This window comes from Glycomyces tritici (genome assembly GCF_030403505.1).
The window spans coordinates 46,302-72,887 of record NZ_JAUEMJ010000013.1; the positions used below are offsets into that span (position 1 = coordinate 46,302).

Below are 26,586 nucleotides of genomic sequence, written 5' to 3' on the forward strand. Positions count from 1 at the left end.
CGCAGTCACTGCGGTCAGATTTCGGGTCGGATGTGTTCCGCTCCGGGGCCTGACCAAGTGCCGTCCTCGGGCCAGGCGAGGAAGACGTCGAAGATGTTCTTCAGCGCCTTCGTCGTCCAAGGTTCGTCCGGAGGTTGTTGGGATACCAGCACCTTGATGGCTTTGCCTCCTTGGCAGTACATGTAGGCGACCTCCAGCAGGTCGACTGCGCCTCGGCGGAATTTCTGGTAGTCGAAGCCACCGAGCTCCAGCACCTCGAACACCGTTGTGACACCATCGAGCTCGTACCAGGCGTCCACTCCATCTTCTTGGCCGGCTTTGCCTCCGTCTGCTTTCCTCCGTCGCTGCAGATCGAGGTACATCTGCGACCGCAGGATCTCGTGGTCAGGGTCATCGCGTTCGGCTTGGATCCGCTCGGCGATCTGCATCGCTGCGAACTCCTCCGCGGTCATGGACGACCAGTCAACGACATGTTTGTTTTGCATCAGCGGCTCCTCTTCTGCAACCCCCTTGGGCGCCTCAGGCTGGCGAGCGGGAAGGGCATCGGATTGACGCGGCCTCACACCGGCCGCGAACTGCTCGTAGGTGAGGTCTGGTGACTTGGTGTCGTATCCGAGGACTTCCCATGCGACAGCGTTGAGGACAAGCCGGAAGCCCTGGTGCTCGGCTATGCAGCAACGGCCCGGAAGTCGGTGCACCCGGCCGTGCTGCATGATCTCGGTGGCTACTCCGCGGAGGGCCGCTTGGGCCGTTGCGGTCGAGCCACCGTGGTGTTTGACGTACTGTGCTCGGGCTCCACCGGTTACTCGCACCTTCGCCGGCGGTTCCGGAAGATCCGAGAGTTCGAAGTCCGCGAGAGGTCCGTCCTTCTCAAGCGGCCGAAGCCTGCGGTTCGATCGCGGCGGCGGTGTCGCCCTGGTGAACCCTTCGCATCCGCTTACGCGGCACCATCCGTCGGGATGCACGCTCGGGTTCCCACACCGCACCCCGTTGCGATGGAACCGGAGGCACCGGCCTTCAGCAGACGCCCTGGCGAGGCGGTCGGACTCGTTGGCCAGCGCTTCCGATCGCAGCACGCTCGGAAGATCATTGCGGTGCAGGACCGTCAAGGTCTGCGTGGATCGGGTCAATGCGATGTAGAGCTCCTGCTCCCCTGAATGCGAGGCCGGGATGAACGATTGCGGCTCCACCACCACCACGTGATCGAATTCGAGGCCCCGTGCCTCTCGTCCAGTGAGCACCGAGACCGTCGCACCTGGAGGCTTGGGCCCGGTGTGGAAATGCTGCAGGGCTCCACGAACCTCGCCTGCCCAGTCCTTGGCGTCCCGGCCGCGGGGGGTGCTCGGTACGATCACCGCGACGCTCCGCCGTTCACCGTGCTTCCGCAGCAGTTTGAAGGCCCGTTCAGAGGCGGCCGCTACCGGGTCGAAGTGCCGTTCGATGGCGACCGGGTTTCCGTCCTGGGGCATCACGGCTACCGGAACGGCGGTTTCCGGTGACAACTGCCTGCCCAGGGGGGCCGCGAGGTCCATGATCTCGGCAGGGCCCTGAATCCGATGCAGAGTTCGACGACCTTGATCGCCTTGCCCGGCGCAAGTGTGCGAGCAAGCTCCTGCCAGTCGAAGTACGAATAGGGTGCGAGCCGCTGTGCCAGGTCGCCCATGACCGTCATCGAACCGCTCGGGCACCGACGTGCGAGCTCCCGTGCCTCCATCGGCGTCACGTTCTGAGCTTCGTCGATCACCAGATGGTCCCATGTGAGCTCGGGGTCGGGACCTTGAAGCAGGTATCGGAGCTCCTGCAGGCAGACCCTGTCCTCGTAAGTCCACTGTCGCCGTTGGTACCGCGTCGTCCGGTCACGCAGCTGCCTCAGCTCGGCATCGGTCGCAATGCCCGAGCAGACTCGCTTCAGGACGACCTCGCTTGCCAGCAGCCGCTGCAGCACCTCTCCCGGTTTGAGTTCGGGTGCCACAGCGTTGAAAAGACCGGTCTGTTCACACATCCTGTGGATCTGGTCTGAAAAATCCTCCTCCACCCGCGGGTGGTCCCTGCGGAACGCCTCGTGAAGCAAGCCGACAATTCGGCTTCTGCACCGCGCAGCCCGTACTTCGTAAGCTGCTTCAGCTGACATCTCCTCGGCGGTAATCGAGAAAAGACTCGCGGCGGGCACTTCGGTGCTTGATCCCCCGAATGAGAACGAGAAAAAATTCCGGCCCTTGCAAACCCGGGCCAATGGCACCTTCGGATTGGAGATGCAGTCTTCAACGGCACGAGACAGCACTGCAGCCATCCGCGGCCCCGCCTTGAACCCGGCTATAAGCCCGAAATCGTGCTCCGCCTCGCGAGCGTTCCAAAGCGCGGGCAAGTCGTTTCGGGGAACGTCGCCGACCCCCAGGGAGGCGAAGGCTCCCGCGATGTACTTTACGAATTCCTGGCTTGGTCCGAGCACCAGAATCCGATCGGTCTTCAGCAGAGAGCCTGATCGACCCAGCATTCTGGCAATGCGAGGAATCCCTACAGCGGTCTTGCCGGTTCCGGGGCCTCCCTGGACGACGAGGACACCCTGGTGCTGGTCGTCGACGATGGCGAGCTGCTCGCGTTGGATGGTCTCGATGATGTCTCGCATGGAACTGTCGCGTCCACGAGCCAGTTCGGCGAGCAGGGGATCGACCCAGCCGAACTCCTTGTCCGGAACCCTGCCTTCGACCATCCCAACGGCACCCGGATCGCTGCCGAACTCGTCGGTGTACCCGGTGACGATGTGCTCATCACACCGCAAGATCCGTTTGAACAAAACCCCTTCGCGGTCATCCGCCCGTGCGTAGAGCCACCGATAGCCTTGATCTGACTCCCAGTTCACGACGACGGCTTCTCGGTCGTCATCGTGAACCCGCCGACGCCCCACGTAGTAGCTGCGGGGGCCGTCCTCCTCAGGGGCAACAACCCGGGCGAAGACAAGCCGCTGCCCGTCCAGGTCGAAACTCCGCTGTTGGTGCGCCCCCGTTCCAACGAGAGCGTTTCCTGACTTCGGTCCGCCACTGGCGGCGGCGAACGCACTCAGCGATGGAGTCGATGCCCGCATCGCCGTAAAACAGGCATAGGCATGGTCGACACCGACTTGCTCGGACTCGACCACGGAGTTTCGAGTACCTCGCAGAGGTGCGGAGGGAGGGGAAGTATGTGCATCCACTCGTGGAGGGGCCTTTCATGTGAGGGTGCAACAGGGTTCGACTGAGCGGACCAGGGCCTTCGACGATGAATCCGGCTCGACTGCCGACGACCGGTAGGGAACCGGTCACCTTACTCGATAGTGTAAGCGGCCCAACACGGCCGGCCAGTGTCCGCCGCGTACCAATGGGCCGGCTGACTGGGTCGGGGGCGATCTCGGCGATGGTGGTTCCGTCTGCGTTGCATGCGATACTTGAACGCCGCAGCGTCGTTCGGCCCGACGCGCCGCAGGCCCACCCTTCAAATGCCGGAAGGAACCCATGGCGGATCTTTTTCGCAGCGACCAGGAGTCCATCAAGTCGTTGATGGATCAGATTCACCAGGGGAAGCTGCAGTTGCCCGACTTCCAGCGCGACTGGGTCTGGCCCGTGGACAACATCATCCGGCTCATAGCCTCGATCTCCAAGGGCTTCCCGATCGGCTCGATCATGACGATGGTGACCGGCGGAGAGGTCAAGTTCGCCGAGCGCCCGATCGAAGGCGCCCCTGCGTCCGGCGCCCGGGCGCAGAGCCTCATACTCGACGGCCAACAGCGGCTCACCTCGCTGTACCAGTCCCTGTGCCTCGGCCGCCCGGTGCAGGCCCAAGACCACAAGAAGAAGCGGCGCGACGGCTGGCTGTACATCGACATGCGCAAAGCGCTCACCCCGGAGTTCCCCCGCGAGGACGCGATCCGGTTCATCGGCGCCGACCGGAAAGTGCGCGACTTCCGCGGCGAGACCATCGAGGACTACTCCACCCCGGAGGCGGAGTACGAAGCGTTCCTGTTCCCGCTGAACCAGGTCTTCGACTCCGATGCCTGGGAAGACGGCTTCCGTGACTACTACGAGGATCGCGCGGACCGAAAGGTGTTCACCGATCGGCTCAAGGACTTCCGCAACAAGGTGCTCGCAGTCATCCGCGGTTACCAGGTCCCGCTCATCGAACTCAAGCAGGAAGCCGAACGCGAAGCCGTCTGCCAGGTGTTCGAGAACGTCAACACCGGAGCCGTGCCGCTCAACGTCTTCGAACTCCTCACCGCGACCTACGCGGCCGCCTCCTTCGACCTGCGCAGCCACTGGTCTGCGTGCAGGCGTGAACTGAGCGACCCGCTGGTTCACCGCCTGCTGACCGACGTGTCCTCGACCGACTTCATCCAGGCGGTGACGCTGCTGTCGACGATGGAACGGAACGCCGAGGCGCTGCGCGGCGGGATCGACGCGGCGAACGCGCCGCGCGTCGGCTGCCGCCGCATCGACATGCTCGACCTCGGCATGGACGACTACCAGCGGTTCGCGCCCCGGGTCGTCGAAGGCCTGAAGACCGCGGCCCGCTTTCTGTTCAGCCAGAAGCTCTTCGAGGCGAAGTACCTGCCCTACGGCAGCCAGCTCATCCCCTTGGCGGCGATCTTCGCGCAGCTCGGCGAGGACGCCGAGAGTTCACAGGCCCAGGCGAAGATCTCGCAGTGGTACTGGTGCGGCGTCTTCGGCGAGCTGTACGGCGGCTCGACTGAGACCAGGTTCGCCGCGGACCTGCCGGAGGTCGTCGCCTGGGTGCGCGGCGGCTCCAAGAGGCCGCGCACGGTCGACGAGTCACAGTTCGCCTCATCCCGGCTTTCGACACTGCGCACGAGGAACAGTGCGGCCTACAAGGGCCTGTACGCGCAGCTGCTCGCAGCCGGTGCGACCGACTGGCGCACGGGCAAGGCGGTCGACGTCGACACCTATTTCGGAGAAAGCCTGGACATCCACCACATCTTCCCCAAGCGGTGGTGCGAGGAACGCGGCATCGATCCGAAGGTCTACAACGGCATTTCGAACAAGACCCCGCTCTCGAGCCGGACCAACCGGAAGGTCGGCGGCAACGCGCCGTCCAAGTACCTGCCGACCCTGGGCCCTGAATCCGTGGTCGACGAAGCGCTGCGGTCCAGCCTGGTCGACCCGGTGCTGCTGCGCGCCGACGACTTCGAGCGGTTCATGAGCGTCCGCAAGGAGGCCTTGCTGCGGATCATCGAGCAGGGAACGGGAAAGCCCTGCTATCGGGACGAGGTCGGGGCAGTCGACGACGTCGACGACGCTATGGACGACACCGACGACGAATAGAGGGCGCAGCAACGGACTCGGGTTCTAGTCACACTTACACACCCCGCTCGCTCAATCTTGCTGTACCTCGAATCCGTCCGATCCCAGGTACAGCCGCAAGCTGGAGTTCTCCAGGTGAAGTTCGCCCTGAGCTCGGACTGGTTCGCTTGCGCGGTGAGCCTCGATGGCGCGGTCATAATCGCTCTCGGTCACAAACGCCCAGAGGGTGCCGTCGTACTGTTCTTCCCCAGCCTGTATGCGGCCCTTGATCTGCACCCGACGTCGATATCCGGCTTCTTCGGTGTACAGACCGATGACCTTGCCTTCGATGACTGCGCTTCCGGTCTTGGCGAGTTCCTCAAGGCGCACACCGAAATCATGGATCTTTGCCGCCATGCGATCGGTGAATCGCAATGCAGAACCAGGCGGTGATTGTGCGCGCCCGAAACCCCAGTCGAAATCGATCTCGAAGGGGCGGTCATGATTCGATCCACCCAGGTCACCCAATGCCTTGCAGAAATTGGCTGAGAGACCTACCTCTGCGAGATCGCTTATCTCTCTGCGCTCCAGCAATTTCTTTGCGACGGCGTGCGCTTGGTTCACAGCACCATGAAGTCGTACAACGATCTCGTGGTCCGAAAGAGCCGCTGTATCCGTAGCCGCTTCGAGCTCGAACAGCGCTGATTGATCGCCGTCAGTCCTCGCGGCCTTCGCAATGCTGGTCGTGAAGATGTAGCTGCCGGGAGCCGTGAGCCCAAGCTGGACGCGGTCGAGGAAGCGGTACACCGGCTCAGAGGCGCGATCTTGATAGAGCAACTTATGGCCTTCATCCACATTTCTGCCAGAATCTCTCAGCAGATGGTAGATAGCGTCGATCGCTTTGCGCCCATCGATGAAGGGAATCGTGCCCGAAGGCGTCGGCGGGAACAGCCGGAACCGCTGCGTGTCGGCATCGGGTGCTTCCAGTTCGCTGAGCAGGTCCTCAAGCGGCCGTTCCTCTACCGCTGCCAGATCGACAATGGCACGCTTCAGCAGACGCCGCACGGAACGCTCGTCCCCTTCAGCGGGCACCAGCACCTGGTCGGATTCGGGCACGTCCCGTTCCCAGACGACCATGCCTCGCCAGGTGTCGACAGGCCTCCAACTGCGCGACCGCAGGTACGACGAGAAGTGCTCGGGAGAGATCGACTGCTGCCGGTCCGTCATCGGCTCCCACCTCCCCCGTCTCCGTACCTTCGGCGCCGATCGTCTTCTGCCGCTTCTTCGAAGAGCTTGATCAGCACTTCCTGTGTCAGCAGATTAGCGCGTGGGACCGATATCGTCCGCGACGACGTGTTCCGGCGGCCGTCGCCCATACCCTTGAGCGACATCCAGTAGATCGGGGCATTGAAGCCCGGGCCCGAGTCGGTCGGGTCGGCGAACTTTTCCGAGTCTGGAGGCACTCGGACCAGGAGGAGATACTGCGGCGGTCCAACCGGGTCCTCGTCGCTGAGCTGTTCGAACGCGTCGGCGTCAAGCGCGTAGGGCCAGCAGCCGTTCCGTTCTACCAACGTGCTGCAGCTCTTGACCTGCACCTCGATGCACGGCGCCCGCCGGTGCTTCCGATCTCGCTTGGTGATGACGAAGTCGATGCCGTCGTCAACGTCGTAACGCGCGAGGTTGAATCCGGCGGCGATACAGAAGGCCCGCACCACCGCTTCCCCGAAGTCGCCTTGGTGCTGCTGCGGGTTCACACCGTCGAGCGGCTTCTCACCGGGAGAACGAGCCGGAGGTCCGTGCGGCAGGGGTTTTCCTCCAGTCGATTCCACTAGAGCTCTTGGGTTCCGAGGACAACGCGCTTCATAGTAGACGGACTCGCGTTCCGGGTCAACGCAAGCGCGAATCTGGGCAGCAGACCCCTTCTGGCCGCCGGCCCGGCACTCGCCATCGCGATCCCCCTCCATCGATGGCGAGTGCCGTGGTCAGCCTTCGCAATGTCGGAAGACGCGGTCCTTGGTGCGCCAGAGGTCGATTGCGTGGTCGAGGACGGCTCGGGTGCGGGCCGGGTCGTCTTGGCGGAGCCAGGCGAGGTTGTCGGGGGCGGCGGCGAGGCGCGGGAGGCCGTCGAGGTGGGTGACGTGGCCGATCAGGTTCGGATGGTGGTCGGCGAAGGTCAGTCGGAGGGCCGGTTCGTGCCATACCCAGGCAAAGGCGAGGGCGCGGCCGTCGATCTCGCGGTAACCGAGGACGGGCAGGCCGTCGGTGAATCGCAGGGTCATCCTTCGACCTCCGCCTCGTGTCGGGCGGCGTGGTGCCAGATCGCGGTGGCCTTCGATTTCGCGGCGCGGCGCAGTTCGGTCGGCCATTCGGCGCGGTAGAGGTGGAGACGGCTGAACGGCGAGCCGATGCGGTTGATGTAGCCGAGGTCCACGGCGGGTTCGGGGGCGATGCGTCGCAGGCGGACCGAGGTGGTGGAGCCACCCGCGAGTTGGTAGATCTCGATGCGGCGGTGCTCCAGGTCGAAGCGGCCGAGGACGATGCGTTCGGGGTTGATCATGCGGCACCGCCCCAGGAGAACCCGATGAGGGTGGTGAGCACGTCGCGCAGCGAATCGGAGGCGATCCGGGAGGCGAGGAGCTTGACGGCGGAGCGCCGCTTCGGGCAGCCGTGGGCGCCCCACTTGTGGTTGCACCACTCGCAGCGCAGGCGGCCGAGGCCGAACCAGGTGCGGTAGGGCCGGTGCAGTTCGAGGTCGATTTTGACGGAGGCGGGAACCGGGTCATGGCGTACGCTGAACGAGACCACGAGAGGTCTCCTCTCTGGTAAGGGGCGGGCCGCCGGATTTCTGCCAAGGCCTCAGGCGGCCCGCCGCGTTTCGAAATTCAGTTGGAATTGAAAGACGCGTGATGCACGCGTACGGCAACGTTTGCACGCCGAACCCCGGAAATCAAGACACGACACGCACAGTGTACGAAAACGTCTAGATGAACCACTGATTCCCTTGCGCCGCAAGCGTTTCCAATTTCATCCCAACGCACTTCCAAGAGCCCGGCCGGCGCACCCCGGGTGTCACTCCAGTTCACAGGCGAGAACACCTCACACCAGCCGTCCTTGTTAGAGTGGACCGCCGGTCCCAGAGCGCGCCCACGGCCTGGAATGCGCCTCGGACCTGCGATGACACTCAAGGAGCGGACCTCGTGGCGAATCAGGCGGCATCCACACCCGGCGGCACCGGCCTGCCCGAACTCGGCCAGGTCGTGTCCGTCCGCGGCTCGACCTGGGCTGTGACCGACATGCGCGAGCAGACGGCCTCGGCCGCCTCCGGATACGGGCCGCCCCCGGAGCCGACGCACGTGGTCACCCTCCAGTCCCTCTCCGAAGACCACCTCGGCACCGAACTGCGGGTCGTATGGGAACTGGAGGTCGGGCACAGCCTCCTCGAAGCGCACGGCCTCCCCGAGACCCTCAGCCCCGAGACCTTCGACGACCCCAACCGGCTCGCGGCCTTCGTCGACGCCGTCCGCTGGGGCGCGGTGACCTCCGCCCGCTCCGACGCCTACCAGTCGCCGTTCCGCTCCGGCGTGAACCTGGAGCCTTACCAGCTCGAACCGCTGCGCCGCGCCCTCGACTCCTCCCGCACCAACCTGCTTCTCGCCGACGACGTGGGCCTCGGCAAGACCATCGAAGCCGGGCTGGTCGTCCAGGAACTCCTCCTGCGCCAGCGCGCGAAATCGGTCGTCATCGTCTGTCCGCCCAGCCTGCGGCTGAAATGGCAGGACGAGATGCGCGACAAGTTCGGGCTCGACTTCACCATCGTCGACTCCGAGCTCATGGCCCGCGTCCGGCGCAGCCACGGTCTCGCCGCCAACCCCTTCCGTCTGTTCCCCCGCACCATCGTCAGCCTCGCCTGGCTGCCCACGGCCCGGGCCCAGCGGCTGCTTCGCGAGGTCTACGCCGACGCGCGCGGCAGCGAAAGCCGGTACGCCTTCGACGCGCTGGTCGTCGACGAGGCCCACCATGTCGCCCCCGCCAGCCCGAACAGTGTCGCGGGCGCCCGCGGGTACGCCGTCGACAGCAAGCGCACCATCGCCGCCCGTGCCCTCGCCGAGCAGTGCGAGCACCGGCTGTTCCTCTCCGCCACCCCGCACAACGGGTACAGCGAGTCGTTCACCGCGCTCATGGAGATGATCGACGACCGCCGGTTCGCTCGCGGCGCGAACCTCGACGAGCACGCGCTCGAAGAAGTCGCCGTCCGCCGCCTGAAAACCCAGATCAAGGAGATGGACTTCAAGGCCCGCGAGCTCAAGTCGATCGAGTTCGAGCCGACCGACGAGGAACAGGAGCACTTCGCCGAACTGGAGCGGATCCTCACCGAATCCGCCCGCAGGAACGGCAAGGGCCGCGCCGGGGACATCATGTCGATGCTCCTCAAGAAGCGGTTCCTGTCCAGCCCGTGGTCCTTCGCGCTCACCTTGCAGCAGTACGAGGACGGCCCCGCCGCCGGGAAGCTCGACGAGCAGCGGGAGTACTTCCAGGACGTGCTCGGCTCGGGCCAGTCCGACGAGGAGGAGGGCGAGGCCGACCAGCCCGAGGCAGAGACCCTCCGCGCCGGGAAGCGCTCGGCCCCGATCTCGGCCGCGTCCAAAGCCGAGGTCGCCGAGCTCGTCCAGTGGGGGCGCAGTTTTCAGTACCGCCCCGATTCCAAGCTCACCGCCCTCATCGGCTTCCTCACCGCGATCTGCCGGCCCGACGGGAAGCTCTGGACCGACGAGCGGGTCGTGGTCTTCACCGAGTACGCGCGCACCCTCGACTGGATCCAGGAAAACCTGGCGCAGGCCGGCTTCGGCGACCGGCTCGCCGTCATCCAGGGCTCCACCTCGCACGAGGACCGCGAGCAGATCAGGGCCCGCTTCTCGGCACCGCCCGAGAAGGACCCGGTGCGGGTGCTCCTGGCCACCGACTCCGCGGGCGAAGGCATCGACCTCCAGGCCCACTGCCACCGGCTCGTCAACTACGACATCCCGTTCAACCCCTCGCGTCTCGAACAGCGCATCGGCCGCATCGACCGGTACGGGCAGCGCCACACGCCCGAGATCTTCCAGTTCCGGCCGCCGCAGTCTTCCACCACATACGCGGCCGACGCCGACTTCATGCGGCGCATCGCCGAGAAGGTCGGCACCGTCGCCGCCGACCTCGGCTCGGTCAATCAGGTCGCCGACACCGAGGTCGAAATCGAGGACCACTTCACGAGCACCGCGAGCCGCCGCAAGGTCAAGGTCGCCCCCGAGAACGGCAGCGAGGTCATCGGCCGGGCCCTCGCGGGCAGCACCGACCTGCGCCGCGAACTCGCCAAGCTCGCCGAAGACCACGAGAAGACCCAGGCGGCGATGCACTGGACCCCCGCGAATGCCCGCCGCGTCGTCGACACCGCACTCGAACTGAGCGGGCAGCCCGCGCTGCTCCCGGTCGAGGACACCTCACGCGACGAGGCCACCGACGCGGACGGCCTGTTCCGGATTCCGAAGCTCGACGCCTCCTGGCAGCCGGCCCTCGCCGGGCTCGCCACCCGCCTCGCCCCGGACTCTCCCAGGCCGGTCACCTTCGACGCGAAGGCCGCCGCCGGGCGCCCCGACCTCGTCTACCTGCATCTCGGGCACGCCCTCATGCAGCGCACCACCCGCTTCCTGCGCGCCGAGCTCTTCGGCGGCGACTCGCTCCTGCACCGCGCCACCGCTACAGTCGTCGACGACCTCGACGAATCCTGTGTCGCCGCGATGGGCCGCCTGGTGCTGGTCGGACGCGGCGGCCTGCGCCTGCACGAAGAGGTGTTCCTCACCGGCCTGCGCCTCAACGGGCGGCCCCTGGCTGCCGCGAAGACCGAGCAGGCGGTCGACCAAGCGCTGGACCGCGAACAGATGAGCCTGGCCGACCCCGAGGTCCTGGCAGCACTGGCCGCGAACTGGAACGCGGACGGCTCACTGCTCTACACCCGGCTCATCGAGGCGATGAACGCCAAGGCCGACAAGCGCAAAGAACTGGTCCAAGCCGACCTCGACCGACGCCAGAGCGCCGACCTCGACCGCTCCGAGGAGATCTTCAAGGCGTTCCGGGCCAACCTGCGCGAATCGGTCGACCGGCTCCGCAAGGCCCTGATTGAGCAATCCGAAAGCCTGTTCGGTATCAACTACCGCGGTGAAGCCGACCTCGCCAAGGAGCAGGAGAAGCAGCTCCGCGATGACCTGCGCGCCATGGAAGACCGCCTGCTGGACCTCGACCGGCAGAAAGACCTCGAACGCGCCGCGATCGAAGCCCGCTACACCGATGTCCGACCGCACCTGACCGGGGCCGCCGTGATCTTCGCGCTCACCCCCGCCGACGCTGAGCAATGGAAGGCCCGCCGGTGAAGCACCTGAAGCCGATCAAACCCGAGGACCTGCACCGCGCCTGGCTCGACCTGGTCGAGACCGACGGACCGTTCCTGTCCCTGCCCGTCCTCAAGCGCGTCTGGCCCGCCGGCATGGCCGCGCTGGAACCCGAACCGCGCGCGGTGCTGCGGGCGGCGCTCCCCGCTTTCGAGAAGGCCTGGGACGAGCTGGACCGCGTTCGCGACGAGACTGCTCTCGACCGCTATCGCGAAGCCCGGGACACCTGGGTCGAGACGGTCTTGCGCGACGTCTTCGGTTGGGGCGCTTCCTATGTCACCGGCGACGCGCCCGCACTGGCCGGGATTTCGGTCCAGGCCCCGAACCGGTCCGTGACCGTGACCCCGAGCGGCGCGCTCGTGCGCGGCGAGAAGATCGGCGCGCTCACGCTCGTATGCGAGAACGCCGCGTCCCTCCACGACGCACTCGCCGACGGCTGGAACTCCAGCCCGATCGACCGGATGAGCGAGCTCCTGCGCGCCTCGGGCGTGCCCGTCGGCGTCGTCACGGACGGGCGCTGGTGGGCCATCGTCAGCGCCCAGCCCGAACTCAGCACCGCCTCCGGCGTCACCGACGCTCACCTGTGGATCGAGGAGCCCGGGGCGCTCTTCGCCTTCGCGCAGCTGCTGAGCCGCAAGCACCTCATCGGCGGCAAGGAATCCGACCGGCTCGGCAAGCTCTTCGTCGACTCAGTCGCCGACGCCGCCGACATCACCGACGCCCTCGGCGTCCAAGTCCGCCGCGCCGTCGAACTCCTCGTGCAGTCATTCTCCGAATCAGCGCTGCGCGCTGCCGCGAACGGCGAGCCAGATCCCTTGCCGGAGAACCGAGACGAGGTCTACCAGGCCGCCGTAACCGTCATGATGCGCGTGGTCTTCCTGCTCTTCGCCGAAGAACGCGGCCTCCTGCCCGAGAACGAACTCTTCGCGGCCGGTTACGGACTCGCCGACCGGTACGACCTGCTCGACCAGCGCTCCCGAGACGAAGGCATCGGCGCACTCGGCGGCACGTACATCAGCTGGTACCGGCTCCTGGCCGCTTCGCGGGCGCTGTACGAGGGCGCGATCTTCGACGGCAAGGCGCTCCCCGCCTACGGCGGCTCCCTCTTCGACCCGGACCGGACCCGGTTCCTCACCGAAGCGGGAGCGGACGGCCTGGCGGTTAAGGTCTCCGACCGGGTCATGCTCGAAGTCCTCCGGGCCGTCCAGGTCCCCGAGATTAAGGGCGAAGCCCTGCGGATCTCCTTCCGCGAGATCGACGTCGAGCAGATCGGCTACATCTACGAGGGGCTGCTCGGCTACTCCGCCGCCGATGTCGAAGAGGTCATGGTCGGCCTCATCGGCAAAGCCGGGGCCGAACCGGAAATCCCGCTCAGTGTCCTCGAAGGGCTCGCCGCAAAACACTTGGACGTGGGCAAACTCGCCGCTGCGATCATCAAGTGGTCCAAGGAGCACCAGAAGGCTGCCGAGCCCCCGTCCGCGAGTGCCCTCGCGAAGGCCTTTCAGACCGGGGCCGAGGATGTTGAGACTGCGATCCGGGCCGTCACGATGGACCCGGAGCTTCAGGAGCGGTTGCGGCCCTTCATCGGCATCATCCGCCGCGACCTGCGCGGCTGGCCGCTGGCGGTCATGCCTGGCGGTGTGATGGTGGTCGAGACCCCTTCGCGGGCCAACGCTGGGGCGCACTACACCCCGAAGGACCTCGCCGAAGAGGTCGTCACCCACGCGCTGGAACCCTTGGTGTACAAACCGGGTCCGCACCAGACCGACGACCGGAAGCAGTGGGTCCTGCTGCACCCGGACGAGATCCTGGAACTGAAGGTTGCCGACATCGCTTGCGGCTCAGGCGCATTCTTGGTCGCGGCCGCCCGGTATCTGGCCGGGAAGCTGGTCGAGGCCTGGCAGGAAAACGGCATGGCCTACGGATCGGGTCGCGAGGTCGAGACCCGAGCAATCCGCATGGTCGTCGCGCGGTGCCTGTACGGGGCCGACATCAACGAGCTGGCCGTGGAGATGTGCAAGCTCTCGCTGTGGCTGGTCTCGCTCGACCCGGACCTCCCGTTCTCGTTCGTCGACGACAAGATCTTCTGCGGCAACTCCCTGCTGGGCATCATCGACCGCAGGCAGATCGAGTCCTTCAACATCAACCCCGAGACCGCCGCGCCCACGACGCTCTTCGACCTTGATGCAGGCACGAACCTGGTGCAGCGCATCGACATCAGGGACACCTTGAACAAGGTCATCGCCTTGCGCCGAAACCTTGCCAGCGAAGTCGACAACACCGACCCGCAACGCTCGGTCGCTGCCAAGCGCCAACAGGTGGAGCGGCAGCAGGAGCTGACCCAGAAGGCGACCGACATCGCAGACGGCGTGATCGCCGCCGGGCTGCGCCTCGGCGGGAAACCGGGCAAGAAGCTCAAGGAAGCGTACGAAGACCTCCGCGTCGCGATCGGGCTGGCTTACCCGAACAAGGGCGAACCGAACCGCGAAATGCTCGACGGGATCCTCAAGGCGGGTTTGACACCAACTGTCAGAACGGACTACGAGCGTTGGAAGCCGCTCCATTGGGTACTCGCCGCTCCGGATGTGATCGTTGACCACGGCGGCTTCGATGCCGTTGTCGGGAATCCGCCATTCCTTGGCGGCAAGAAAGTCACTGGCGCGACAGGCACGAATATTCGAGACTGGTTCGTGAACAGGCTGGCAGGAGCTCAAAAGGGCAACGCCGACCTTGTCGCCTACTTCTTCTTGCGCGCCAAGGAGCTCCTGACCCCAACCGGCAACCTCGGGCTGATCGCCACCAACACCATCGCCCAGGGCGACACGCGGGAGGTCGGCCTCGACCGTCTCGAAGCTGGCGGCTTCACCATTACTCAGTCGATTCAGAGTCAACCGTGGCCGGTCAAGACCGCGAACCTTGAGTACGCAGCGGTTTGGGGCTCATTCGGACCAGTTTCGGACGACGTCAATCGCATTGCAGACGGTGAGAACGCCAAGTGGATCATTACAATGCTAGACCCTGCGAGAGGCCCGGAGAGGATGCCTGCCCGACTGGCAGAAAACACCAACACAGCGTTCATTGGACTGAATGTTAACTGTGTCGATGAGTTTTCCATGACACCGTCGCACGCAAACGAAATCCTAGCGGACAATCCGAACCTGAAATCGGTCATCAAACCTTACCTCGACGGAGAGAATCTTAATCAGACCCCAGGTTCCAAAGCGACCCGTCGAATCGTGGACTTCACTGGGAAATCCGAATCTGAAATTGCCGCGTTTGGCGCCGCGTATGACTGGGTCAACGATCGAGTCAAACCGGCCCGCGCCCGTCTAACAAACAAGCCAAAACTCCAGAAATACTGGTGGCTATACGAGCGAGAGGCTATTTCACTTCGCAAGGCGGTCAAGAACCTCGACGAGGTCTTGGCTATCGCTCTGGTAAGCAAGACCGTCATGCCGCTGCGGGTTCCTACAGGACAGGTCTTCAGCCACATGCTCGGTGTTTTTGCCACCGACTCGTACTCCGACCAGGCCGTGCTCTCGTCCAGCCTGCACCAGCTCTGGGCCATCAAGTACGCCTCATCCATGCGCACAGATGTCCGCTACACCCCCTCGGATGTCTTCCTGCCCTTCCCTCTGCCACCGCACAGCGAAGCGCTCGATGAGGTCGGCAGAATCCTCGACACCGAGCGCCGTGAGATCATGCTCCGCCGCGATCTCGGCCTCACGAAGCTCTACAACCTCGTCAACGACCCAACCGCCACCACCGATCCCGACATCACTCGCCTTCGGGAAATCCACGTCGAGCTCGACCTGGCCGTGCTCGCGGCCTACGGCTGGGACATCCCCCCTGACCACGGCTTCCACGAATACCGGCGCATGACCCGGTTCACACTCTCGCGCGAAGCCCGGGTCGAAGTTTTTGACAGACTCCTCAAGGAGAATCACCGCAGGGCCGCCTTGCAGGGCGAAGCTCCTGAGGTCGAGGCCGAGGAGGATGACGAGTGAGCGACATCGAACGTGTACCGGTGGACCCGGTGGGCGACGGCCGTTCTACGTACCTGGTCAAGCACTCCCCCGACGGCACTTCCTGGACCGCGCGGGAGAACCTGTCCGACGTCATCGAACGTGAACTGCTCGGCCCGGCAGGCGGCCCGGAGGAAGTCCTCGAAGGCAGCCCTGACGCGGCCTATCTTGTGGGCCGGATCGCCCCGGCGAAGATCAAGTCCGGCACTGAGCCGCTGACCAGTGCCGACGAGGACGAACCCGTCCTCGATCTCGGCGAAGCGGCGGACACCGAGATCAGCCGCGGCGTGCCGATGTCGAGTGTGGACGAAACCTCCGCCGAGTCCGACGAAGACAACGTCGACGACATCCCGCAGCAGCGCGGCCTGATGATCCCCGCCTCGATGGGCTTGCGTTTCCAGGTGCCGAACGACTTGGAGCGCTTCGAGGTCCGCGCAACCTGGGGCGTCTATAACGTCTACAAAGGCGAAGACGGGGAGGAAGGCACCAAGTCGAAGCGCCGCCGCTACAAGCGCGAGGACTTCAACATTCCAAAGGAGGTCCGCCTCGCCGACCTCACCCCCGGCGAGACCAGGGAATACCACCTGCGTGATACCACCGTGGTCCGCGTCGACCGCTACGACGATCCCACCCACGGCCGCGTGCTGATCGAACTCGCGCTCTGCAACGACCGCGAGACCCCGCGGCAGATCCCGGTCAATGCCTGGATGTACCAGACGAAACTGGAGGTCTCTGCGGACGGCGAAGCGGTGTTCCTGCCGGTCCGCGACCTGGTGGCCGACGGCGGATGGTCGCCGGACGAGGACGAGGAGATCCGCCGGCTCGACCTCCAGTACCGCAACCGGCTCGAGTTCGCCCAGGGCCGCACGTGTTCGGCGGACTGGGAGACCGACTGGGACAAGGCTCCCGAGGACGATCCCGCGAAGCGCCGCGCCAAGCGCGTGTGGACGACTTGGTTGCCCGTCAGCGAGACTCCGCAGACCGCCGCGCAGGAGGTCCCCGGCGTGCTGCTGGACATGACGAAACTCGCCGGGGCGGAGTCGGCCGTGCTGGAGTCCGGGTTGCGCCCGATCGTCGCCGGATACGACGCCTGGCTTAAGAAACGCGTCACCCAGGCCGAAGAGCTGCCCGCGCATCTGCGCGATGAGGCCCTGCGGGCCGTCGAGGACGCCCGCATGGTCTATGACCGGCTCGCGGACGGCCTGGACTTCCTGCTCGCAGACGCCGACGCGCAGCGCTGCTTCAAGTTCATGAACGAGGTCATGTCCGCCCAGCGCATCCAGACCCAGGTCGCTGCGATCCGCACCGCCGACACCTCGGTGTCGATGGAGGAGGCGCGCGAACGTGTCCTCGCCGGGAACCACCCCCACCACTGGCGCACGTTCCAGCTGGCGTTCATCCTGACGCAGATCCGCATGATGACCGACCCGGCCTGGAAGTACCGGTCGGGGAGCCTCGCGCGGGCGCAACTGCTGTTCTTCCCCACCGGCGGTGGCAAGACCGAGGCCTATCTCGGTCTGGCGGCGTTCACGTTCGCGATCCGGCGGCTGCAAGGCAAGGTCGAAAGCGAGTCCGGTCCTCTCGACGGGAACGCCGGGGTCGCCGTGATCATGCGGTACACGCTGCGGCTGCTCACCTCGCAGCAGTTCCAGCGCGCGACCGCGCTCATGTGCGCGGCCGAGACCGTGCGCATCGCCGACACAGCCACTTGGGGTGACGAGCCGTTCCGGATCGGCCTGTGGGTCGGTACCAGCGTGAGCCCCAAGCGGTTCGACGAGGCCAACGACGAGATCAAGAAGGCCCACAAGAACAAGAGCGCCGCGCACCGGCTGACGGTGCTCCAGATCCAGCGCTGCCCGTGGTGCGGCGAGGCGATCAACCTGCGCGACATCAAACCTGACCCGGTCGAGCGGCGGGTGCGGGTCTACTGCGGCGACGAGCTCGCCGAGTGCCCGTTCGCTGAAGGCGGCGACGCCGCCGAGGGCCTACCGGTGCTCACTGTGGACGAGGAGATCTACCGGCTGGCGCCGGCGTTCGTGATCGCCACGGTCGACAAGTTCGCCCGCCTGGCCCGCGAGGGCGAGGCCGCGTCTTTGTTCGGGTACGTCTCGAAGTACTGCGACCGGCACGGCTACGTGCACCCGGACTACGCGAATTGCGACATTGTGGATGGCGGGCAGCATCCGCGCAAGGACGGTCGTCCCGCCGCGCGGGTGCGGCCGGTCGGGCGGCTGCGCCCGCCGGATCTGATCATCCAGGACGAACTGCACCTGATCACCGGTTCGCTCGGGACCACCGTGGGGCTCTTCGAGACCGTAGTGGACACGGCCGCATCCTGGACGACTGCGGACGGCTCGCCGGTGCGGCCGATGCTGGTGGCCTCGACCGCGACCGCCCGGAATGCCACGGACCAGGTGAAGGCGCTCTACGGGCGGGACACGATGATCTTCCCGCCGCAGGTGATCGACGCCGGGGACACGTACTTCTCCGAGGAGCTGCCCGTCACCAAGGCCACGCCGGGCCGCCGGTACGTCGGAGTGTCGGCGACCGGGGTCCGGCTCACCAGCGCGGAGATCCGAGTCGCCGAAATCCTCATGGCCTCCGGGCAGTTGCTGATCAACACGGGGAAGGCGAACGAGGCCGACCCGTACATGACGCTCGTCGGATATTTCAGCGCCACAAGGGAACTCGCCGGCATGGCGCGGTTCCTCGGGGACGACATCCAGACGCTGCTCCAGAAAGGCCGGGAGTGGTCGAAGCTGCCGCGCCGCGGCGGCAGCGCGTTCGGGCACCTGAACACTGCCGAGCTCACCTCGCGCATCTCCAGCGCCGAGATCGGGGCCTCGCTGGACCAGATGGCGGTGCCGTTCGATCCCGCCTTCGACTCCACGGCGGCGAAACGGGCACTGGCTGAGGCTGCTGAGCACGGCGAGGCGGCGTCCAAGCGCGACCGGCTGCCGCTCGACACGGTGCTTGCTACGTCGATGCTGCAGGTCGGTGTGGACGTGACGCGGCTCGGACTCATGATGGTGGTGGGCCAGCCGAAGAACACTGCGGAGTACATCCAGGCGTCCTCGCGCGTCGGCCGTGACGCCAAGCGACCCGGTCTCGTTGTGGCACTGGGCAACTGGGCCCGACCGCGGGACTTGACGCATTTCGAGACGTTCCGGCACTACCACGAGACGTTCTACGCGCAGGTCGAGGCGCTGTCGGTGACGCCGTTCTCGCAGACCTCGCTCGACCGCGGACTCGACGGAGTTCTCGTCAGTGCTGCTCGTGTGCTCCAGGCCGACCGGGCCCAAGGGCTCTCGCCGGAGCGGGAGGCACGGCGCATCGAGCAGGAGTACGCGTTCGCGCAGGGTCTCATCGGCCTCGTGTGCGAGCGGGTGGCCCGGGCCAGCGACAACGAGACCGCCAAGCGGGCGCGCACCCGCTTGGAGAACCGTCTCGACCAGTGGGTGCGGCGCAACAAACAGGTGGGGAAGCAGCGCCAGACGCTGGTGTACGACCGGGTGACGGACGATTCCCGGTTCGGCGCGTTGATGATCAGCCCCGAGAACGCCCGCTCGATGGCCAGTCGGAGCGACATCGGGCCGTTCAAGGTGCCGAACTCGATGCGCGAGGTCCAGCCTGAGATCAACCTGCTCGTGAGCCCGATCGCGGCGAACCTGTTCGATCACGGCGAGGACGAACCGGAGTGGGAGACCCAGCGCGCCAAGAAAGGTGCCTCGTCATGACCGACACGCAACCGAGGTTCGCCAAGGCGCCGAAGGTGCTCGATCCGCTCGGCGATGCCGACACCGAGCGGGAGGCCGGCCGGAAGCGGAACTACGCGAAGGTCGGGTCCGGGCGGCCCTCGTCCCTGATCTACACGTACGGGCCGGGCGCGGTGATGGACCTGCCGCAGTTCACGATCATGCCCTCGGGACTCGACGACTGGGACCGCATCTGGGCCAGGCGCGACGGCGCGCCTCCGGTCATCGAAGCGCCGCAGCTCCGTCAGGTGGTCGCGAAGCTGTTGAACTCCAAGCACATCGAGCTGCGGCCGTTCCCGTGGCAGGCGGTCGCGTTCACCGGGTCGGAAGACGGCCGGGACCTTGGCGTGCCCTCCCGGGTGTTCCCGCAGTGGCTGCGCTGCACCGGATGCGACAACCTGGGCCTGATCAGCCAGTTCTCGTACGCCAACGTCAAGCGCTACCGGCCCGACCAGGCCCGGTTCACGCACGAGAAGTGCTACGGCCGCCCCGACCGACCCCGCAGCAAGCCCAGCGCGCAGACGGCAGTGCCCGCGCGCTACCTGCTCGCCTGCCCGGACGGGCACCTCGACGAGTTCCCGTACGACTGGTGGGTGCACGGCGGCGCCGCGTGCGCTTCGGGGATCGACCACCCGCAACTGCGGATGACCGACCGAACCGCGGGCAAGGGCGCGGCGGCCACGATCACCTGCACGCAGTGCGACAAGAAGCGGCCGATGAACGAGGCGCAGGGCGAGGCCGGCGCCGCGAAACTGCCGTACTGCCGGGGCAGGCACCCGCACCTGGGAACGTTCGAGAGCGGCGGCTGCGGCAATCCGGCCAAGCTGATGCTGATCGGCGCCTCGAACCTGTGGTTCGGCTCCACGCAGTCGGTGATCGTCATGCCCCAGTCCGAGGCGGACCGGACCGACAGCCTGGCCGTGCGGCTGCGGGGCACCCACGGCGAGGACCTCGCCGAGGTGCGCGGCAACGCGAAGCTGATCCGGATGATCCTCAAGTCCCAGGTCGAACTCGAAGGGGTCGATGACGCGACGCTGCTGGCCGCTGTCGAGGAGGCGCTGGCGCCTGAGGCCCCCGAGGAGGACCAGGAGGAGCGCATCCGCACCTGGGACCCGGTGGACCTGCTCGTCCCCGAATGGGTCTACCTCCAAAAGGACCCGCTCGGTCCCCGCCAAGAGGACCCCGCGAGCGGGCTCACACTCTCCAAGCGGGACTGGGAGAGCACGTGGCGCGGAGGAAGCGTCAGTCGGGTGCTGGCCGTCGAGAGCCTGCGGAAGGTCAACGCGCTGCTCGGCTTCACCCGGATCGACGACATGGACCGGGTCGGCGACCTGCCGCGGCGGCTCGTGCCGCTCACCCGAGACCGTCCGGAATGGACTGTCGCGACCGAGGATCGCGGCGAAGGGATCTTCCTCCAGTTCGACGAGGCCCGCATCGCCGCATGGGAGAGCGTCGTCGAAGACAGCCCGCTGTGGCAGGCGCACGTCGAGGCCCACGACAGGAACTTCACGAACCGCTTCTCGGAGACCGCCGAGCGGGTCAAGCCGAGCACCCGCATGCGGCCGCCCCGCTACTGGCTGCTGCACACCTTCGCGCACGTGCTCATCCGGCAGTTCGCGCTTACGTGCGGATATTCGGCGGCGAGCCTGAGCGAGCGTCTGTACGCATGGAAGGAGAGCGAGGAGCGGCCCGCCGCGGCCGGACTCGCCATCCTCACCACCGCCTCCGACTCAGACGGCACCCTCGGCGGTCTGGTCCAGCTGAGTGAACCGGAACGGCTGCGGCAGATCATCGAGCGTGCCCTCTACCGGGCCCGGCGCTGCTCCTCCGACCCGATGTGCGCGACGCGCACGCCGAGCGGAAACGAGGACTTCCTCCACGGCGCGGCCTGCCACTGCTGCGTCATGGCCTCGGAGACCTCCTGTGAACGGGCGAACCGCTTCCTGGACCGGCGGTTCCTCGTCGAGCTGCCCGGAGGGCATGGGCCCCTTGCTTTCTTCACATGACGACCGGGACGCCGCCGCCGCACTGGGCGCCACCCTAAGCGGCGGCGAGGCGGGGGCGATCGCCGAGCGGCTGGCCGACGGCCAGCCCCTCCACGCCGCGCTCAGGGTTCTGTCGGTGCAGCGGCGCGCGCTCGTCGGCCCGCTCGCGGAGCGCATAGGCACCGACCGGCTGGTTCCGCTGCTGCACGCGGTCAGCTCCGCCCGCGCACAGGCAGGGCGACTCGAAGCGGTGTGGACCATGCCGGGACCGCTCGCGCAGACTGGTCCGCTGACCGCTTCGATCGTCCACCACGTCCAGGGAGCGCGGCAGTCGGTCACCTGCTCCACGTTCAACTTCCAGCGCTCCTCGGGGCTGTGGGCGGCGCTGCGCGCGGCGGCCCAGCGGCCCGGCGTCAACGTGCGCGTCTACCTCGACGCCGCGGCCGCCCAGGGAGGCCGGGGCACGCCGACCGCGGAGGAGGTCGCCGCGCACCTAGATCCCGAGATCGTGCTGCGCACCAAGGACTTCGACGGGGCAAAGGTCCGCAACCACGCCAAGTTCGTGATCGTCGACCACCGGTTCGTCCTGGTCACCAGTGCGAACCTGTCCTGGAGCGCCGAGTTCGCGAACATCGAACTCGGCATCCGCGCTGACGACGCCTCGCTGGCAGAGTCGATCGAACGCGAACTCCTCAACGTCGAAGACCGGCTCTACGAACGAGTTGCCGCCCGCTTATCGCGCTTCGCCCTGCGCTCGTGGTGTCTTCGGTGGGCAGCGGGCGCGGCGCCGGACACCTCGGCAAGGACCCCGCCTTGGTCCACATAGAAGACGTTCGGGTTGCGGTTGTGCGGGCCCCACCCGGAGCCACCTCGTACGAGCACGAACACGCCGACGCGCTGGTGCCGACCTTTGAACCAGGTGTCCTGATCCCAGGTGACGCCGTCCCAGACGATCAACGCCTTCGACCCGGTCCTCGCCCGCTGGTATATGACTCGTACGAACGCCAGGTAACCTCGCCTACGGGAGTCTTCCGACTTGATCCATTCCCACTGGGCAGCAAGGTCTTCGTCACACTTGCGACTGCTCGCCTTGGTGAGCAGCACGATGAGCAGCACGATCCCGGCAATGACGGCGAGGCAGACGAGGAGGGGCAGGAGACCCACGACGGTGTCGGTCATTTAGGGTCTCCGAGGGCGGCGGCGAGTTCGGCGAAGTTGGGGAGTTTCGACCAGGTCTCGTGGTTGCCGATGACGTAGAGCCGCCGCTTCGCGCGGCTGACGGCCACGTTGACGAAGTTCGGCTTCTCGGCAGCGAAGCTGCCTGCGCGGGGCTTCGCAGGGTCACCGCCGAGCACCAGGACCACGATGTCGGCCTGCTTACCTTGTGCGGTGTGGACGGTGCCCGCACCGGCGAGGTCGCGGTAGCGGTTCCCCTTCAACTGGGCTGCGACTTCGCGGAACGGGGTGATGACCATGACCTCACTCATGTCGAACCCGTTGGTGCGCAAGTGGGTGAGGAGCCCGTCGAGTCGGCGGCCTTCGGCGGGGATCCAGTGGCCCTGGTTGCCGTCGGGCCGCACGTCGAGCCACATGCTGCGGGTCAGGATCGTGCCGGTCCCCTTGAACATCAGGGCGTCACGATCGGGGGTGTCGTTGATCATCAGGCCGTCGTATGCGATCCGGTTCGAGACCGAGAACATCGGTTCGTCGCAGCGGCGGTGCACGGTGAGCGGGGACCCGACCCACAGCGGTTCGCCGTCAGGGCCCGGCAGGGCGGTCCCGAACCTGGTGTGAGCGTCGGCGAGACTCTGCACCGAGGTCCAACCAGGGAGCCAGTGGTCGCTCAGACCGTAATGTTCGCGCAGCGACTGCTGGATCGTGTGCGGCAGGGTGAACACCGGTTCGAGCTGGAGCGGGTCGCCCACGGCCATCACATGCTTGGAACGCCAGATCGCTCCGACGGCCGCTTGCGGGGTCGCCTGCCCGGCCTCGTCGATAAACAGCCAGCCCAGGTCGCCCTCGGCCAGACCGGGGAACTGCCGAGCGACCGAGGCGAAGGTCGTCGACACGACCGGGACCGCCATGAACAGCAGCTGCCATGCAGCCAAACGGGTCTCGTGGGCCAAGCCAGCGGGCACGGAGCCGTTCACGACATCGACGGCGATGCCGAGTCCGCGCCGGAAGCGGGCAGCGTTGTGCTCGATGAACGCCCGGTGCAGCCGCAGGGCTTCGAGGAACAGTTCGGATCGCGCGGAGTTGAACTCCTCGTCGCACCACGGCGCGCACAACTCGCGAGCGCGCCGGTCCTCCCCCAGGTCCGGAAACGCCGGGCCGAAACGCTTCTTCGCCCTCCGCATTGAAGCCTCATGCTTTTCCAGGGCAGCACTGGCCCTGCGCTGACCCACCTCTGCAACGGACAGGTCCGTGGAGGCGGCGGCCACAGCTTGCTCGGCGGCCTTGACCTCGGCCTCGATCTCCTGAGAACGGTCCCAGGCGTCGTTCGCCGCGGCGACGTACTGCCGCGCGCGTCGCCGCCACTGGCGAAGTTCCCCGCCGCCCCTGAGCAGGGCGAGCAAGAATCCAGGGCGCTGGCGGCCCCATTCGTCGCGGGTCGCACGCGCCTGCTCGAGGTCGGTGGACGCCTCTTCGAGCCGATCGCGTGCCGCTTGGAGCTCGGCCTGCTCCCGTTTGTGCGCGTGCTCGGCCCTGGCGACCGCCGCATCGGCCACGGCGGCGGCTTCGTATTCTGCACGGTTCCGCCAAGCGCGGTAGGTCTTCTCCCGGTCGGCCGCCATCGCAAGAACCTTGCCCTCGGCGGCTTTGAACCGCTTCCGGGCTTCGGCCCAGGTGCGTTCGGGCCGGCAGTCCTTGAGGTGTGCGAGCATGCCGGGGCGAGGTTCGTCCCGGCCATCGCCTTCCTTGAGCCCGAACCAGAACGCGGAAGCGAACCGGTATCGGTTCGTCGAGTTGCCCAGGACGGCGGCCATGAGCGACCAGGCCGGTTCCCACTCCCTTTCGCTCTTGTCAAGTCGGGAGGCGTTGAGGACGGTCCGGCCGATCTCGGTGAAGTAGTCAATGTCCCCGCGCCAGCGCTCGTCAATCTCATCCCGGTGCGGGGTCTCGGCGGTGACATTCTGGACTGCTCCGTTGTTGGACGAGGCGACGACGACCTCGTACCCGCATAGCTCCGGTCGCAGCTGCGGGACCCGGAATCGCCTCTCGCCGTTAGTGAACTGGAGTTCGGCGGTGAAGCCGTCCTCGGGACGGGCGAGGTCGGCGAGGTGGCGGGCGCGCTCGGTGACGAGCGCGGCGAACATGTCGCGCAGGAGCGTGGTCTTGCCGGTGCCAGGCGGGCCGTTAACGCCGGTGATCTCGCCGCGGGCGGTCGCTTCGCCGACGGCGTTGTTCACCGCGAGCTGCTGTCCGAGCGCAAGTGAATGTGCGGGCGGCGACGGCCAGCGCCCGAGCGGGATCCGGGAAGGGCGCGTCGCCTCGTACACGGTGTGGAGGTCGTCGCGCACATCAATGCGGCCGCTCGCTGTCGCCTCGCGGAGGTAGGTGTCGAGCGCTTCCTGGAGGTGTCCAGTGCTCACCTGCCCACTGATTCTGGACAGGTCCTCTGCGATGAAGCTGTTGAGGAAGTCAGAACTTGACGCCTCCTCTTCGCGAGGACGGACGACTCTGCAGGCGATCCGAATTGCGGGGTCTTCTTGCGGCAGTACCCCAGCGATGCCGGTGAGGGCGAGGAGGACGGCCCTGACCTCGTCGAGCAGGGCATGGTCCATCGGTGGGGTGCGCGATGCCGCCCCGGATGCCTCCTCCGGTTCTGAGCGGCCGAGTATCACTTCGACTTGATCCTTGACGGTCTTGAACACTTCGACGCCGTCGATCCCCAGCAGCAGCCCGGAGCACTGGCTCAGCAGATCGGTGAGCAATTGATCGCGGCGTCGGCGGCGTTCGAAGATGAGGTCGAAAAGCTCGCTGAAATTCGACTGTGCGAAAGAGAGCCCATCGCTCCACCCCGGTCGCAGCCCCTGCAGCTGGTGTACCCGCCCGAGCCCCCAAGCGCTGGAGGACAGCACCGCCGTGTCCGGCCGGAGCCGTCCGTTCGCATCGAGCTCGAATCCGGCGAGCGCAGCCTGCCCGCGGCCCCGCTCATCGTAGGCATCGTCCGTCCGGCCGCAGTAGCGGCTGAGCACGTCGAAGGTCGCGTCGAGCGAGAAGACCCCGCAGTAGACCGTGTACCGCCACTGTTCGCCCTTGCCGAGGCGCTCGCGGCGTCCGGCCGGCTGATTCCCCTCCCACGGCAGCGACTCCCCCTCGACCACGTCGTAGACCCACTGCCGCGGATCCCGCCGAGGGATGCGCTGCGGTTCGAAGATCTCGACATCGCGCCAGTAGTGGACGATGTCGGCACGGGAGTCACGAGAGCGGCGCACGGGAGGCATCACCTGTAAGAGGAGAGGGGGGCGAATCGTGACAATGAGTGTACCGAACGCGAGCGCATGCTGCCCTCGCGTGAACACGGGCCGGCACCATCCCGTGTTTACTTCAGCACGGACCGCCTGACACCAGCGGAAGCCACCGATTCAGCAGCTCGAGAACCGATCAGGTTCGCATCCTGCGACTGACAGTCACAACCATGGTGGCCTCATGTCTCATTGAGACCTATTCGCGCGGAAGGGCCCCTCAGCCCCAAGGCCGAGAACGAATCCCATCGCTCCCTGCAGCGGTCATCGCGCAGGAACAGCGCGTTGTCAGCCAGGCGTACGACTACTTCGAGAGCGCCGCGCAACTGGCAGGTCGCACCACGTTCGCCGCAGCAGTTCCAGTTCGCTCAAGGTCCGAACTTCAGCCTTCAAGGCCGGCTGTCTGGATTCGGTCCCGTCTTCGAGACTGGCGATGAACTGCCGAACGGGGGACAGTTCATGCTGACCGCCGTCCACTTCTACGGAAGTTTCGGCACGGTACTCCCCCATGACTTCGATTGGGCCGACAATCCCGACCTACCCGTGTTCGGCCGCGTGTGAAGTCGTTTTCGTGGGCGCTACCGCCAATAGGCGACCATGCACGGCAATAAACTGGGGAAACAAGTTCCCATAGGCCTCGATGATCCCTGCAGATTCATAGAG

At 66.4% G+C, this 26,586-nt stretch carries 14 protein-coding genes; 6 read left to right on the top strand and 8 right to left on the bottom strand.

All coding sequences use genetic code 11. The features are described from left to right. Positions 1-14 precede the first annotated feature (14 nt). Together QWI33_RS27130 and QWI33_RS27135 are read right to left on the bottom strand one after the other, a co-directional pair. A complete protein-coding gene (locus QWI33_RS27130) occupies positions 15-1,532 on the bottom strand; it encodes a helicase domain-containing protein (RefSeq protein WP_289959819.1) in 1,518 nt (505 codons plus the stop codon). After that, positions 1,475-3,136 carry a helicase domain-containing protein gene (locus QWI33_RS27135; RefSeq protein WP_289959820.1) on the bottom strand — a complete coding sequence of 554 codons (1,662 nt, stop codon included), beginning with the start codon at positions 3,134-3,136 and terminating at the stop codon, positions 1,475-1,477. Before QWI33_RS27135 ends, QWI33_RS27130 begins: the two co-directional genes overlap by 58 nt. Positions 3,137-3,533: 397 nt before the next feature. Between QWI33_RS27135 and QWI33_RS27140 the strand changes: the two genes are divergently transcribed. Further along, positions 3,534-5,309, top strand: a complete 1,776-nt coding sequence (locus tag QWI33_RS27140) for a GmrSD restriction endonuclease domain-containing protein (RefSeq protein WP_289959821.1) — start codon at positions 3,534-3,536, stop codon at positions 5,307-5,309. A gap of 51 nt (positions 5,310-5,360) precedes the next feature. Here the strand turns inward: QWI33_RS27140 and QWI33_RS27145 are convergent, their stop codons facing one another. The 5 genes from QWI33_RS27145 to QWI33_RS27165 all read right to left on the bottom strand — a co-directional run bounded on the left by QWI33_RS27145 (position 5,361) and on the right by QWI33_RS27165 (position 8,072). Beyond that, entirely contained in the window at positions 5,361-6,494 is a 1,134-nt protein-coding gene (locus QWI33_RS27145) for a hypothetical protein (protein ID WP_289959822.1), read from the bottom strand. Further along, the gene (locus QWI33_RS27150) at positions 6,491-7,021 is read right to left on the bottom strand and encodes a DUF4365 domain-containing protein (protein ID WP_289959823.1); all 531 of its coding nucleotides are present in this window, start codon (positions 7,019-7,021) and stop codon (positions 6,491-6,493) included. Before QWI33_RS27150 ends, QWI33_RS27145 begins: the two co-directional genes overlap by 4 nt. 228 nt (positions 7,022-7,249) lie before the next feature. Next, positions 7,250-7,546, bottom strand: coding sequence for a hypothetical protein (locus QWI33_RS27155; protein ID WP_289959824.1), 297 nt, complete (start codon positions 7,544-7,546; stop codon positions 7,250-7,252). Continuing rightward, the gene (locus QWI33_RS27160) at positions 7,543-7,824 is read right to left on the bottom strand and encodes a hypothetical protein (protein WP_289959825.1); all 282 of its coding nucleotides are present in this window, start codon (positions 7,822-7,824) and stop codon (positions 7,543-7,545) included. The genes QWI33_RS27155 and QWI33_RS27160 overlap by 4 nt, the downstream gene beginning before the upstream one ends. Further along, positions 7,821-8,072, bottom strand: coding sequence for a hypothetical protein (locus QWI33_RS27165; protein ID WP_289959826.1), 252 nt, complete (start codon positions 8,070-8,072; stop codon positions 7,821-7,823). Before QWI33_RS27165 ends, QWI33_RS27160 begins: the two co-directional genes overlap by 4 nt. Positions 8,073-8,560: 488 nt before the next feature. Between QWI33_RS27165 and drmD the strand changes: the two genes are divergently transcribed. From drmD to drmC, 5 genes are read left to right on the top strand one after another with little or no spacing between them, the layout of a single operon-like run. Next, a complete protein-coding gene (drmD, locus tag QWI33_RS27170; protein ID WP_435367608.1) occupies positions 8,561-11,671 on the top strand; it encodes a DISARM system SNF2-like helicase DrmD in 3,111 nt (1,036 codons plus the stop codon). Then, the gene (locus tag QWI33_RS27175; RefSeq protein ID WP_289959828.1) at positions 11,668-15,696 is read left to right on the top strand and encodes an Eco57I restriction-modification methylase domain-containing protein; all 4,029 of its coding nucleotides are present in this window, start codon (positions 11,668-11,670) and stop codon (positions 15,694-15,696) included. Before drmD ends, QWI33_RS27175 begins: the two co-directional genes overlap by 4 nt. Beyond that, positions 15,693-19,451 (top strand): DISARM system helicase DrmA, encoded by a 3,759-nt coding sequence (drmA, locus tag QWI33_RS27180; protein ID WP_289959829.1) that lies wholly within the window; start codon positions 15,693-15,695, stop codon positions 19,449-19,451. Before QWI33_RS27175 ends, drmA begins: the two co-directional genes overlap by 4 nt. Continuing rightward, positions 19,448-21,475 carry a DUF1998 domain-containing protein gene (gene drmB, locus QWI33_RS27185; protein WP_289959830.1) on the top strand — a complete coding sequence of 676 codons (2,028 nt, stop codon included), beginning with the start codon at positions 19,448-19,450 and terminating at the stop codon, positions 21,473-21,475. Before drmA ends, drmB begins: the two co-directional genes overlap by 4 nt. Beyond that, a complete protein-coding gene (drmC, locus tag QWI33_RS27190) occupies positions 21,459-22,280 on the top strand; it encodes a DISARM system phospholipase D-like protein DrmC (RefSeq protein WP_289959831.1) in 822 nt (273 codons plus the stop codon). The genes drmB and drmC overlap by 17 nt, the downstream gene beginning before the upstream one ends. Positions 22,281-22,629: 349 nt before the next feature. Here drmC and QWI33_RS27195 read toward each other — a convergent pair whose 3' ends face one another. Beyond that, complete coding sequence (locus tag QWI33_RS27195) at positions 22,630-25,893, bottom strand: DEAD/DEAH box helicase (RefSeq protein WP_289959832.1); 3,264 nt, start codon at positions 25,891-25,893, stop codon at positions 22,630-22,632. Positions 25,894-26,586: the final 693 nt, after the last annotated feature.